Source organism: Prevotella sp. E13-27 (genome assembly GCF_023217965.1).
Lineage (GTDB): Bacteria > Bacteroidota > Bacteroidia > Bacteroidales > Bacteroidaceae > Prevotella.
The window spans coordinates 489,454-502,565 of sequence record NZ_JALPSC010000001.1; the positions used below are offsets into that span (position 1 = coordinate 489,454).

At 49.5% G+C, this 13,112-nt stretch carries 6 protein-coding genes and 1 pseudogene; 5 read left to right on the plus strand and 2 right to left on the minus strand.

Translation table 11 applies throughout. The annotated features are described in order from the left end of the window. Positions 1 to 9: 9 nt before the first annotated feature. From M1L52_RS02100 to M1L52_RS02120, 5 genes and pseudogenes are all read left to right on the plus strand, one after another. Positions 10 to 1,662 (plus strand): AMP-binding protein, encoded by a 1,653-nt coding sequence (locus M1L52_RS02100; RefSeq protein WP_248613162.1) that lies wholly within the window; start codon positions 10 to 12, stop codon positions 1,660 to 1,662. Between the two features lie 3 nt (positions 1,663 to 1,665). Then, positions 1,666 to 2,427, plus strand: a pseudogene (proB, locus tag M1L52_RS02105) (glutamate 5-kinase); the annotation flags it as partial. Positions 2,428 to 2,801: 374 nt separating this feature from the next. Continuing rightward, positions 2,802 to 3,098, plus strand: a complete 297-nt coding sequence (locus M1L52_RS02110; RefSeq protein WP_248613164.1) for a type II toxin-antitoxin system HigB family toxin — start codon at positions 2,802 to 2,804, stop codon at positions 3,096 to 3,098. A gap of 3 nt (positions 3,099 to 3,101) precedes the next feature. Next, a complete protein-coding gene (locus M1L52_RS02115; protein ID WP_248613165.1) occupies positions 3,102 to 3,479 on the plus strand; it encodes a helix-turn-helix domain-containing protein in 378 nt (125 codons plus the stop codon). 30 nt (positions 3,480 to 3,509) lie between these two features. Beyond that, complete coding sequence (locus tag M1L52_RS02120; RefSeq protein WP_248613166.1) at positions 3,510 to 4,751, plus strand: glutamate-5-semialdehyde dehydrogenase; 1,242 nt, start codon at positions 3,510 to 3,512, stop codon at positions 4,749 to 4,751. A 110-nt stretch (positions 4,752 to 4,861) separates the two neighbouring features. On the opposite strand, the gene rpoC is transcribed toward M1L52_RS02120, so the two are convergent. Beyond that, complete coding sequence (gene rpoC, locus M1L52_RS02125) at positions 4,862 to 9,193, minus strand: DNA-directed RNA polymerase subunit beta' (RefSeq protein WP_248613167.1); 4,332 nt, start codon at positions 9,191 to 9,193, stop codon at positions 4,862 to 4,864. Between the two features lie 39 nt (positions 9,194 to 9,232). Next, positions 9,233 to 13,045, minus strand: coding sequence for a DNA-directed RNA polymerase subunit beta (gene rpoB / locus M1L52_RS02130; RefSeq protein WP_248613168.1), 3,813 nt, complete (start codon positions 13,043 to 13,045; stop codon positions 9,233 to 9,235). Between the last annotated feature and the right edge of the window lie 67 nt (positions 13,046 to 13,112).

Sequence of the window (13,112 nt, forward strand, 5' to 3'; positions counted from 1 at the left end):
GGAAAGGATATGGTAGAAAGATTTCTGAAGCAGACAAGCTTCACCTCAGTGGAGGATTACAACAAGAACTTGGAGTTCATCATTCCCGAGCGCTTCAACTTCGCCTACGATGTCATGGACGCATGGGCAGAGGAAGCGCCAGAGAAGCTGGCACTGCTCTGGACTAACGACCAAGGTGAGGAGAGACGCGCCACATACGCTCAGCTGAAAGAACAGAGCGACCAGGCAGCAGCCTATCTGACATCGCTCGGCATAGGCAAGGGCGACCCTGTGATGCTCATCCTGAAGCGACACTATGAGTGGTGGATTATCATGCTGGCCCTTTGTAAGATTGGAGCCATTGTGATCCCTGCTACACATATGCTGACCAAGCACGACTATGTCTATCGTAACACACGCGCCTCAGTGAAGGCCATCATCTGTGCCGATGACGACTATATCATCAGTCAAATTAAGCTGGCCATGCCTGAGAGTCCGACGGTGAAGCAATATATCACACTCCGCGACGAGGAAGGTTTCCACAACTGGAAGACTGAGTGGCAGCAAGCCCCGAAATTCGTACGTCCTGCATTCGTGAACAACAACGAGGATACGATGATTATGTACTTCACCTCGGGTACCAGTGGCGAGCCAAAGATGGTGGCACACGACTACCTTTATGCTTTGGGCCACCTCACCACTGGCGTCTTCTGGCATAACCTGCACGAAGGCTCGCTCCACCTCACTGTGGCTGACACTGGCTGGGGCAAGGCTGTATGGGGTAAGTTCTACGGACAGTGGTTCGCCGGTGCAACGGTATTCGTGTTCGACCATGAGAAGTTCAATGCCGACACACTGCTGCGCCAGATGGAGAAATATCATGTAACAAGCTTCTGTGCTCCACCGACGATATACCGCTTCATGATACGCGAAGACCTGTCGAAATACGACCTCTCTTCGTTGGAATACTGTTGCACAGCAGGCGAGGCTCTTAATCCTGCCGTATATGAGAAGTTCTATGAGAAAACGGGCATACGCATGATGGAAGGCTTCGGACAGACAGAGACTACCATGACGCTGGGCACATTCCCATGGATGACTCCGAAACCTGGCTCAATGGGAATACCAAATGCACAATACTGCATAGACCTGCTACGTGCCGACGGAACGCCATGCGAAGACGGTGAGAAAGGAGAAATTGTTATTCGTGTAGGCGACAAGAAACCTATCGGTCTCTTCAAAGGCTACTACCGCGACGAGGAGAAGACACGCGAGGCATGGCACGACGGCATATACCACACTGGCGACATGGCATGGCGCGACGAAGACGGCTACTACTGGTTTGAGGGCCGTATAGACGATGTCATCAAGTCATCAGGCTACCGCATCGGCCCGTTCGAGGTGGAGAGTGCGCTGATGACCCATCCTGCTGTTGTGGAGTGTGCTATCACCGGTGTTCCCGATGACATACGCGGCATGGTTGTGAAGGCTACCGTGGTGCTTGGCAAGGAATGGAAGGATAAGGCAGGCGATGACCTTGTAAAAGAGCTGCAGCAGCACGTAAAGAAGGAGACTGCTCCTTACAAATATCCGCGCATAGTGGAGTTTGTTGATGAGTTGCCAAAGACCATCAGCGGCAAGATCAGGAGAGTGGAGATAAGGGAAAAGGATAAGAAGTCGTGATCAATGAGAAGAATCGTTGTTAAGATAGGTTCAAATGCTCTGACACGCCCCGACGGACGCCTTGACGTGACACGCATGTCGGCGCTCGTGGATCAGATTGCATGGCTGCGGAGCAAGGGCTGCGAGGTTATACTCGTGTCGTCGGGTGCCGTGGCATGCGGTCGTCGTGAACTTAAGGTGGAGCATGAACTGGACTCAGTGGAGCAGCGACAGCTGTTCTCTGCTTTGGGACAGGCGAAACTGATTGGTCTTTATTACGACCTCTTCCGCGAGTACCACATCCATGTAGGTCAGGTGCTCACTATGAAGGAGAACTTCCAGCCTGGCGAGCAGTATCAGAATCAGCAGGCCTGTATGCGTGTGATGCTCGAGAATGGTGTCCTCCCCATCGTCAATGAAAACGACACTGTATCCGTAACGGAGCTGATGTTCACCGATAACGACGAGCTGTCAGGTCTTATCGCGCAGATGATGCAGGCCGACACGCTCATCCTATTGTCAAATATCGATGGTATCTATACTGGCAACCCTGCCAATCCACAATCACAGCTCATCAAAGAAGTGGCACCTGGCACAGACCTCTCACGATATATCCAAACCGAGAAGAGTTCGGCCGGTCGTGGCGGCATGCAGTCGAAGTATGCCACTGCCTCAAAGATTCAGCAGGCAGGCATACGTGTCATCATTGCCAACGGCAAGCGCGAAAATATTCTGACAGACCTCTTTGAACATCCTAACGAGACACCACACACTGAGTTTGTACCACAAGGTGCATAAAAGCGCATGCATAGAACAAGAGAACAATAGCTCTTCGAAAAGAAAAGCTCTCCGTTTCTTACATACTCGGAGAGCTTATTTTATTTAACCGTTATCTCTGTATTGGCTGAGACAATAGCCTCATATTCAGTTCCCGCCTTCAGTTTAGCTCCACCGCCACATGGTAAAGGAACAAAAGTACAAATAAATATTATTACTTCTGAACGAAGTACGATGCAGAAATAAAAAAATTATCAATAACAGACAAAACCAAACAGAAAAATCTTTATAAAGTAAGGAAATATTCACTTATTAGGGTATTTTTTAGCAAAAACTCTTTGTTATTAAAAAAATAAATTCTATTTTTGTGAAATATTAAAAATATGAAAGTAATATTTTCAGAAAAGTTAGAAAGTTTTATTGAAAAGCATTCTGATTCTAAAACAGCATTGGAAAGATGGAGTGCGATATTGAGAGGAGCGAAATGGAAAAGTCATACAGATCTCAAAAATGATTTCCCATCAGCTGATTATGTGGGGAACAATAGATATGTGTTTAACATTAAAGGAAATAATTACAGAACAGTTGTGCTCATAGTGTTCTTTGCAGGAACAGCTGCAATTCGTTTCATTGGTACACATAAAGAATATGATAAAATAAAAGACATAAAAACAATATAAGCTATGATTATTAAAAACGAAAAAGAATACAAGAAATTCGAAAATCGCATGGAAACCCTGATTCAGCATGGAACAGAATTAGGAGACATGGATCTACTTTCCGAGAAAGAAAAAGAAGAATTCATGATGCTAAGCGAGGCATTGGATGAGTATGGTAGTGCCTACCACCCTCTTCCTGGACAAATGAGCACATTGCTCACTAACGCAATCCTTACCCAAGTTAAGGAGAAAGGGTTAAAGCAGAAAGAGGCTGCACAAATGATTGGAATCAGCCCGACATTCTTCAGTGATTTGCTTCATGGACGACGTACACTTAGTTTCGAGGTAGCTCGTACTATCCATAAGGTACTTGGAATTCCTGCAGAAGTTGTGTTAGCATAAACATTAGAAGAAAGCATAAAACATACCAATATGCAATTACAAGAGACTTTTAAGCAAGTAAAGCGCGCCAGCAAACTGTTGGCTCTGCTTAGCGACGAACAGCGTAACGAGATACTCTTGGCAGTAGCCGATGCCATAGTAAACCAGCAGGAGCGCATATTGAAGGCCAACGCCGAAGACTTGGCAAAGATGTCGAAAGACAATCCACTTTACGACCGACTGCAACTTACCGAGAGCCGACTGGAGGGTATTGCCAGTGACATGCGCAACGTGGCTATCCTACCCTCTCCACTGGGTCATATAACAAAGCAGAAGACGCTGCCCAATGGTCTTCGTCTCTGTCGCGTAAGTGTTCCCTTCGGTGTCATCGGAATGATCTACGAAGCTCGTCCCAACGTGACGTTCGACGTCTTCTCCCTTTGTTTCAAGAGCGGCAACGCCTGTGTGTTGAAAGGCGGTAAGGATGCCGACAGCTCTAACCGCGAAGAGGTAGCCTTAATTCACGAGGTGCTCGAACAGTATGGTGTCGACAAGGATGTTGTAGCCTTGCTGCCTGCCACCCACGAGGCCACTGGCGAGATGTTGAACGCCGTAGGCTATGTAGACCTCTGCATCCCTCGCGGCGGACGTAAACTCATTGATTTTGTGCGTGATACAGCTCGCATCCCCGTCATAGAGACAGGCGCTGGCGTGGTGAACACCTACTTCGACAAGGATGGTGACTTGGAGATGGGCCGTGCCATCATCAACAACGCCAAGACACGTCGCGTCTCTGTCTGCAATGCCCTGGATTGTCTGCTGATCCATCAAGACCGCTTGAACGATTTAGATAGTCTTGTTTCTCCAATGGCCGAGAAACACGTCATCATCTATGCCGATATTCAGGCCTATACTGCCATCGACGGTAAGTATCCTTATCTGGAGCACGCCACAGCCGACAGTTTTGGCACAGAGTTCATGGACTATAAACTCGCCATCAAGACTGTCAGCTCGCTTGACGAGGCCCTCACTCATATCGACGAGAACGGCTCTGGCCATAGCGAGGCCATCGTGACGATGAACGAGCAGACGGCCCGTAAGTTCCAGGCTCATGTCGATGCAGCCTGCGTGTACTGGAATGCGCCCACATCGTTCACAGACGGCGCACAGTTCGGTCTTGGAGCAGAGATTGGCATCTCTACACAGAAGCTCGGTCCACGCGGTCCTATGGCTCTTGAGGAGATTTGTACATACAAGTGGCTCATCGAGGGCGAAGGCCAGACAAGAGCATAGAAAGCTTTACACAGAAGCTATCAATTCAACATAAACACTCGAAACAATAAAAAAAGCTGCCCGCCGAAAGAACATTCAGCGGACAGCTTTTTTATTGAGATATTTGACGATTACTGTTCGTCAATCTTAGCCTCTTCTACGAAGTCGAGTACGTTCTTGCGGTTTGCCTGCATGCGCTCGTAGTCTTCCTTAGAGCCAACGATGAGCTTCTCAAACTCGCGAAGACCTGTACCGGCTGGGATGAGGTGACCGCAGATAACGTTCTCCTTCATACCCTCCAGATAGTCAACCTTACCGCGGATAGCAGCCTCGTTGAGCACCTTCGTTGTCTCCTGGAACGATGCAGCCGACATGAAGCTCTTCGTCTGCAGAGCTGCACGGGTGATACCCTGCAGTATCTGTGTAGAAGTAGCTGCTACGGCATCGCGTACCTGAACGAGACGAAGGTCACGGCGCTTCAAGCTTGAGTTCTCGTCGCGCAGACGACGTGCGGTAACGATCTGACCTGGCTTGAGGTTCTCAGAGTCACCTGCGTCGGTGACAACCTTCTTACCCCAGATACGGTCGTTCTCCTCAGCGAAGTCGAGCTTATCGACAATCTCCTGCTCGAGGAACGATGTATCGCCTGGATCATTGATCTGCACCTTACGCATCATCTGACGAACGATGATCTCGAAGTGCTTATCGTTAATCTTAATACCCTGCAGACGGTAAACGTCCTGAACCTCGTTGACGATATACTCCTGAACAGCGGTAGGACCCTTGATGGCAAGGATGTCGCTTGGAGTGATGGCACCGTCAGAGAGAGGAGTACCGGCACGAACGGCATCGTGCTCCTGCACCAGAATCTGCTTAGACAGCGATACGAGGTACTTGCGCTGGTCGCCAGTCTTTGAGGTAACGATAATCTCACGGTTACCACGCTTTACCTTACCCATGGTTACCTCACCGTCAATCTCACTGACAACAGCAGGGTTAGATGGGTTACGAGCCTCGAAGAGCTCAGTAACACGAGGCAGACCGGCAGTAATATCACCACCCTTGGCAGCTGCACGAGGAATCTTGACGAGGGTCTCACCAGTCTTAACGGTCTGACCGTCCTCAACGACTACGTGACCACCCACAGGGAAGTTATATGTACCAAGAATCTCTCCGTTAGCGTCGATGACATTACAGGTAGGCACCTTTGTCTTGTCCTTTGACTCGGTAACGATCTTCTCGGTAAGACCTGTCGTATCGTCGGTCTCGGCACGGAAGGTAACACCTTCGATGACATCATTGAACTTCAGTGTACCAGCATACTCGGTAACGATGACGGCGTTGAATGGGTCCCACTGAGCGATCTTCTCGCCCTTGCTGACCACGTCGCCAGTCTTATAATAGAGTGAAGAACCGTAAGGCACGTTCACTGTAGAGAGTACAATCTTAGTGTTCGGGTCAACGAAACGGAGTTCACCCAGACGGCTCACAACCATCTCACACTGACGACCATCCTCATCGAATGGAACGGTACGTACCTCCTCGAACTCGAGGCGTGCAGACTCATACTTCGCCATGATGGTTGCGTTAGCTGCTGCGTTGGCAGCCACACCACCGGCGTGGAACGTACGCAGAGTAAGCTGAGTACCTGGCTCACCGATAGCCTGAGCGGCGATGACACCTACAGCCTCACCTTTCTGTACCATACGGCGAGTAGCAAGGTTACGACCGTAGCACTTACGGCAGACACCCTTCTTAGACTCACAGGTGAGCACTGAACGAATCTCAACGCTCTCAATCTCTGCCTTCTCAATCTCTTCGGCAAGTGCCTCAGTGATCTCCTCACCGGCAGGAACGATGACATCGCCAGTCTTTGGGTTAACGACATCGTGAACGCTCACACGACCGAGAATGCGCTCTGCCAGCGATGAAATGACCTCGTCACCACTCTTAAGCGCAGTGCAGACGAGTCCGCGAAGCGTACCGCAGTCCTCTTCGTTGATGATAACATCGTGAGATACGTCAACAAGACGACGTGTCAGATAACCTGCGTCGGCAGTCTTCATGGCAGTATCAGCCAGACCCTTACGGGCACCGTGGGTAGAGATGAAGTACTCCAGCACTGACATACCTTCCTTGAAGTTCGACAGAATTGGGTTCTCAATAATCTGGTGTCCCTCGGCACCGGCCTTCTGAGGCTTAGCCATCAGACCACGGATACCTGAGAGCTGCTTAATCTGGTCCTTAGAACCACGGGCACCTGAGTCAAGCATCATGAATACAGCATTGAAGCCCTGGTCAGCCTCAGTCATCTGCTTCATGAGGATGTTACCGATATCGTTGTTAACGTGAGTCCATGTATCGATAACCTGGTTATAACGCTCGTTATCGGTGATGAAGCCCATGTTATAGTTGTCGGTAATCTGCTGCACTTCCTGGTTACCCTTCTCAATGAGGTCGGCCTTCTCCTTCGGGATGATGATGTCATCGAGGTTGAATGACAGACCTGCGAGATATGCCATGCGATAACCAAGGTTCTTGATACCGTCAAGGAACTCACATGCCTCGGCGAAACCTACGTTCTTGATAACGTCGGCAATGATGTCACGAAGTGACTTTTTAGAAATGACCTTGTTTACATAGCCAACCTCCTTTGGAACGATGCCGTTCACGATGACACGACCTACAGAAGTCTCTACCTGATGGCGAACTTTCTTGCCGTCAACAACATCGTCAACAATTACCTTTACCAAGGCGTGGAGGTCACACTTGCCTTCGTTGTGAGCAATGATTGCCTCCTCAGGACCGTAGAACGACAGGCCCTCACCCTTTGCACCTGGACGAATCTTGGTGATGTAGTACAGACCAAGCACCATATCCTGTGATGGCACAGTGATAGGAGCGCCGTTAGCAGGGTTCAGGATGTTGTGGCTCTGGAGCATGAGCAGCTGTGCCTCGAGAATTGCCTCGTTAGACAGTGGGAGGTGTACAGCCATCTGGTCACCGTCGAAGTCGGCGTTGAACGCAGTACATGCCAATGGGTGGAGCTGGATAGCCTTACCCTCGATGAGCTTTGGCTGGAACGCCTGAATACCGAGACGGTGAAGTGTTGGTGCACGGTTAAGGAGCACTGGATGACCCTTCATCACGTTCTCAAGGATGTCCCAGATAACTGGCTCGCGACGGTCAACAATCTTCTTAGCGCTCTTAACAGTCTTCACGATGCCGCGCTCAATGAGCTTACGGATTATGAATGGCTTGTAAAGCTCGGCAGCCATCAGCTTTGGCAGACCGCACTCGCCCATCTTCAACTCAGGACCTACGACGATAACCGAACGTGCTGAATAGTCAACACGCTTACCGAGCAAGTTCTGACGGAAGCGTCCCTGCTTACCTTTCAGTGAGTCAGAGAGTGACTTCAGAGGACGGTTGCTATCGCTCTTGACAGCGCTTGACTTACGAGAGTTGTCGAAGAGTGAGTCAACAGCTTCCTGCAGCATGCGCTTCTCGTTACGGAGGATGACCTCAGGAGCATGAATCTCCATGAGACGCTTCAGACGGTTGTTACGAATGATAACGCGACGATAGAGGTCATTAAGGTCGGATGTTGCGAAACGACCACCATCCAGTGGAACGAGAGGACGGAGCTCAGGAGGTGTGACGGGGATGATCTTCATTATCATCCACTCAGGACGGTTTATGCCCTTCTCTACACTTGCACGGAAAGCCTCTACAACCTGCAGACGCTTCAGAGCCTCGTTCTTACGCTGCTGAGAAGAGTCGGTATTTGCACGGTCGCGGAGCTCGTAAGAGAGTGAGTCGAGATCAAGCTTCTGCAACAGCTCATAGACAGCCTCTGCACCCATCTTAGCAACGAACTTGTTGGGATCGCTATCGTCAAGCATGTAGTTCTCCTCAGAGAGTTGGTTGTCCAGGATATCATTGTATTCCTCCTCAGAAAGGAGGTCATACTTCTGAGAACCGAGGATTGGATTACCCTCAGCGTCCTTACGACCCTCTAAAGCACCTGGCTGGATAACGACATAGCGCTCGTAATAGATGATGGCATCGAGCTTCTTGGTTGGAAGACCAAGAAGATAGCCAATCTTATTTGGAAGGCTGCGGAAATACCAGATGTGAGCCACAGGAACCACCAGTTCGATATGACCGCTACGCTCACGACGTACCTTCTTCTCGGTCACCTCAACACCGCAACGGTCACAAACGATACCCTTATAACGGATGCGCTTGTACTTACCGCAGGCGCACTCATAGTCCTTGGTAGGACCGAAGATGCGCTCGCAGAACAAACCGTCACGTTCAGGCTTGTAAGTACGATAGTTGATGGTCTCAGGCTTTGTCACCTCACCAAATGAATTTTCGAGAATTTCCTCAGGAGAAGCAAGTCCGATAGTAATTTTGGTGAAATTACTCTTTGTCTTTGATTCTTTCTTGAAAGCCATATTTCAATTCTTCTTTTTTACTTTTTTACCTAATTACCTTTAATCGAGGGTTACGCTCAAGCCAAGACCACGGAGCTCGTGAAGGAGCACGTTGAGCGACTCAGGAATACCAGGTGTTGGCATTGGATCGCCCTTAACGATGGCCTCGTAGGCTTTAGAACGTCCGACAGTATCATCAGACTTGATGGTGAGGATTTCCTGAAGCACGTGGCTGGCACCAAAGGCCTCCAGTGCCCATACCTCCATCTCACCGAAACGCTGACCACCGAACTGTGCTTTACCGCCGAGAGGCTGCTGAGTGATGAGACTGTACGGACCGATAGAACGAGCGTGCATCTTGTCCTCAACCATGTGACCGAGCTTCAAGAAGTATGTGATACCTACTGTAGCAGGCTGGTCGAAGCGCTCACCTGTCTCACCATCATAGAGGTGAGTAGAGCAGAGGTGTGGCAGACCTGCCTTGTCAGTCCACTCTGCGAGGTCTTCGAGCTTAGCACCGTCGAAGATAGGAGTAGCGAACTTAACGCCCAGACGCTTACCTGCTGCACCGAGGATAGCCTCGAATATCTGACCCAGGTTCATACGAGAAGGCACACCCAGTGGGTTCAGTACCAAGTCAACAGGACGACCATCCTCGAGGAATGGCATATCCTCCTGACGTACAACCTTAGAGACGATACCCTTGTTACCGTGACGACCTGCGAGCTTATCACCCACACCGATCTTACGCTTCTTGGCAACATATACCTTAGCCATCTGCAGGATGCCTGAAGGCAGCTCATCGCCTATGGTGATGGCGAACTTCCTACGCTTCATCTCTGCATCGAGCAGCTTGTACTTCTTCATGTAGTTAATGATGAGCTGAGCAATGAGCTGGTTCTTATGGTCATCATTAGTCCACTTGTTGGTCTGGATATCGCCATACTCAAGGTTACGCAGTGCTGTTACTGTGAACTTAGAGCCCTTAGAGATAATCTCAGCGCCAGTGTAGTCCTTGACACCCATAGAGGTCTTGCCCTTTGTGAGAGTCATCAGCTTATCGATAAGGATATCCTTCAAGTCCTCAACCTTTGCCTCGTACTCCTCGTCAATCTTAGCCAGAATCTGCTTGTCCTGCATCTTGGTCTGACGAGTCTTGATGGCACGTGCAAAGAGTTTCTTGTCGATGATAACACCTGACAGTGATGGGTTAGCCTTCAGTGAAGAATCCTTCACATCGCCTGCCTTATCACCGAAGATGGCACGGAGCAGCTTCTCTTCTGGTGAAGGATCGCTCTCGCCCTTTGGTGAGATCTTACCGATGAGGATATCACCTGGCTCTACGCGAGCACCAACACGGATGATACCGTTATCATCAAGATCCTTTGTAGCCTCTTCGCTTACGTTTGGAATATCGGCTGTGAACTCCTCAACGCCACGCTTTGTCTCACGAACATCGAGAGAGTACTCATCAACGTGTACAGAAGTAAGGATATCTTCACGAACGATACGCTCGTTGAGCACGATAGCATCCTCATAGTTGTAACCCTTCCAAGGCATGTAAGCCACGAGGAGGTTACGTCCAAGAGCAAGCTCACCATTCTCGGTAGCATAACCCTCAGTGAGGATGTCACCCTTCTTCACACGCTGACCCTTGTTACAGATAGGACGCAGGTCGATGGTCATGTTCTGGTTCGTACGACGGAACTTAGAAATACGATATTCCTTCAGAGCTGGCTCGAAGCTTACGAACTCCTCATCCTCGGTGCGGTCATAGAGGATACGGATTGTTGTAGCGTCAACATACTCTACAACGCCATCACCCTCGGCAGTAACCATTGTACGAGAGTCCTCACAAACCTGCTTCTCAATACCAGTACCTACGATAGGCGCTTCGTTGTGGAGCAGAGGCACAGCCTGACGCATCATGTTAGATCCCATCAGTGCGCGGTGAGCATCGTCATGCTCAAGGAATGGGATGAGCGATGCAGCGATAGACGCGATCTGCTGTGGTGAAACATCCATGAGGTCAACGTCTGTTGGAGGAACAACGGGGAAGTCGGCATCCTGACGGCACTTAACGACCTTGCGGATGAATGTGCCATCGTCGTTCAGAGGTGCATTACCCTGACCGATAATGTGACCTTCCTCCTCCTCGGCTGTGAGGTAAACGATACCCTCGTCGGTGAGGTTAGCAACGCCGTTCTCAACCTTACGGTAAGGAGTCTGGATGAAGCCGAGCTCATTGATCTTAGCATACACACAGAGAGAAGAGATAAGACCGATGTTTGGTCCTTCAGGGCTCTCAATAGGACACAGACGACCATAGTGTGTATAGTGCACGTCACGCACCTCGAAGCCGGCACGCTCACGTGACAGACCGCCAGGACCCAGTGCAGAGAGACGACGCTTGTGTGTCACCTCAGCCAGTGGGTTGGTCTGGTCCATGAACTGCGACAGTGGGTTTGTTCCAAAGAACGAGTTGATAACGCTTGAGATAGTTTTTGCGTTAATCAGGTCTGTAGGAGTGAACACCTCGTTGTCGCGAACGTTCATGCGCTCACGAATGGTACGGTTCATTCGAGCCAGACCTATCGCGAACTGATTTGACAGCTGCTCACCGACGGTGCGTACGCGACGGTTTGACAGGTGGTCAATATCGTCGACAGCAGCCTTAGAGTTGATCAGCTGGATGAGATACTTAATAATCTCAATAATATCTTCTTTAGTCAGGACGCGAACATCCATGTCGGTGTTAAGTCCCAACTTCTTGTTGATTCTGTAACGGCCTACATCGCCAAGGTCGTAACGCTTGTCAGAGAAGAACAGGTTTTGGATAACCTCACGTGCGCTGGCGTCATCAGCAGGGTCAGCATTACGCAGCTGGCGATAGATGTAGAGCACAGCCTCCTTCTCGGAGTTACTTGGGTCTTTGGCAAGTGTGTTGAAGATAATGCTGTAGTCCTGAGCCACAGCCTCGTCCTTATGTACGAGGATGGTCTGAGCGCCGCTCTCGAGAATATCGAGGAGGTTATCTTCGGTAATCTCTGTCTCACGGTCCATGATGACCTCATTACGCTCGATAGATACTACTTCACCTGTATCCTCATCAACGAAGTCCTCGTTCCAGCTCTTCAGAACACGTGCAGCCAGACGACAGCCAACAACCTTCTTCAAAGCGGTCTTGTTAACCTTAACTTCCTCTGCCAGGTCGAAAATCTGAAGGATGTCCTTATCATTTTCGAAACCGATGGCACGAAGCAGAGTAGTAACAGGCAACTTCTTCTTACGGTCGATATAAGCATACATCACGTTGTTTATATCGGTAGCGAACTCAATCCATGAGCCCTTGAACGGAATGATACGTGCTGAATAAAGCAGCGATCCGTTGGCATGAACGTTCTGACCGAAGAAGACACCAGGTGAACGGTGCAACTGAGAAACGACAACGCGCTCAGCACCGTTGATTACGAATGTGCCATTGGCAGTCATATAAGGAATAGGACCGAGGAACACATCCTGAATAACGGTGGGGAAATCTACGTGGTCCGGATCTGTGCAATACAGTTTCAGCTTAGCCTTCAAGGGTACGCTATATGTCAGTCCACGCTCCAAGCATTCGTCGATGGTATAGCGAGGTGGGTCAATATAGTAATCCAAGAACTCAAGAACAAAACTGTTGCGAGTGTCTGTGATAGGGAAGTTCTCTGCGAACACCTTATACAGACCGTCGTTCTTGCGTTCCTCAGGCGGAGTGTCTAACTGCAGAAAGTCTTTAAATGACTTTAGTTGCACATCGAGAAAGTCCGGTAACGGCATCGGATTCTTGACGCTGCCAAAGTTTACTCTGTTGTCTATTACTTTTGAAGCCATAAAAAAATTATTGTTTCTAGAATTTCTAGTTTCTCTAGATAATCTAGTTAATCTAGAAAATCTAGTA

Coding starts and splice junctions, on each gene's coding strand:
- M1L52_RS02100 (WP_248613162.1), top strand. CDS start 10: ATGGTAGAAAGATTTCTGAAGCAGACAAGCTTCACCTCAGTGGAGGAT.
- M1L52_RS02110 (WP_248613164.1), top strand. CDS start 2,802: ATGAAAGTAATATTTTCAGAAAAGTTAGAAAGTTTTATTGAAAAGCAT.
- M1L52_RS02115 (WP_248613165.1), top strand. CDS start 3,102: ATGATTATTAAAAACGAAAAAGAATACAAGAAATTCGAAAATCGCATG.
- M1L52_RS02120 (WP_248613166.1), top strand. CDS start 3,510: ATGCAATTACAAGAGACTTTTAAGCAAGTAAAGCGCGCCAGCAAACTG.
- rpoC (WP_248613167.1), bottom strand. CDS start 9,193: ATGGCTTTCAAGAAAGAATCAAAGACAAAGAGTAATTTCACCAAAATT.
- rpoB (WP_248613168.1), bottom strand. CDS start 13,045: ATGGCTTCAAAAGTAATAGACAACAGAGTAAACTTTGGCAGCGTCAAG.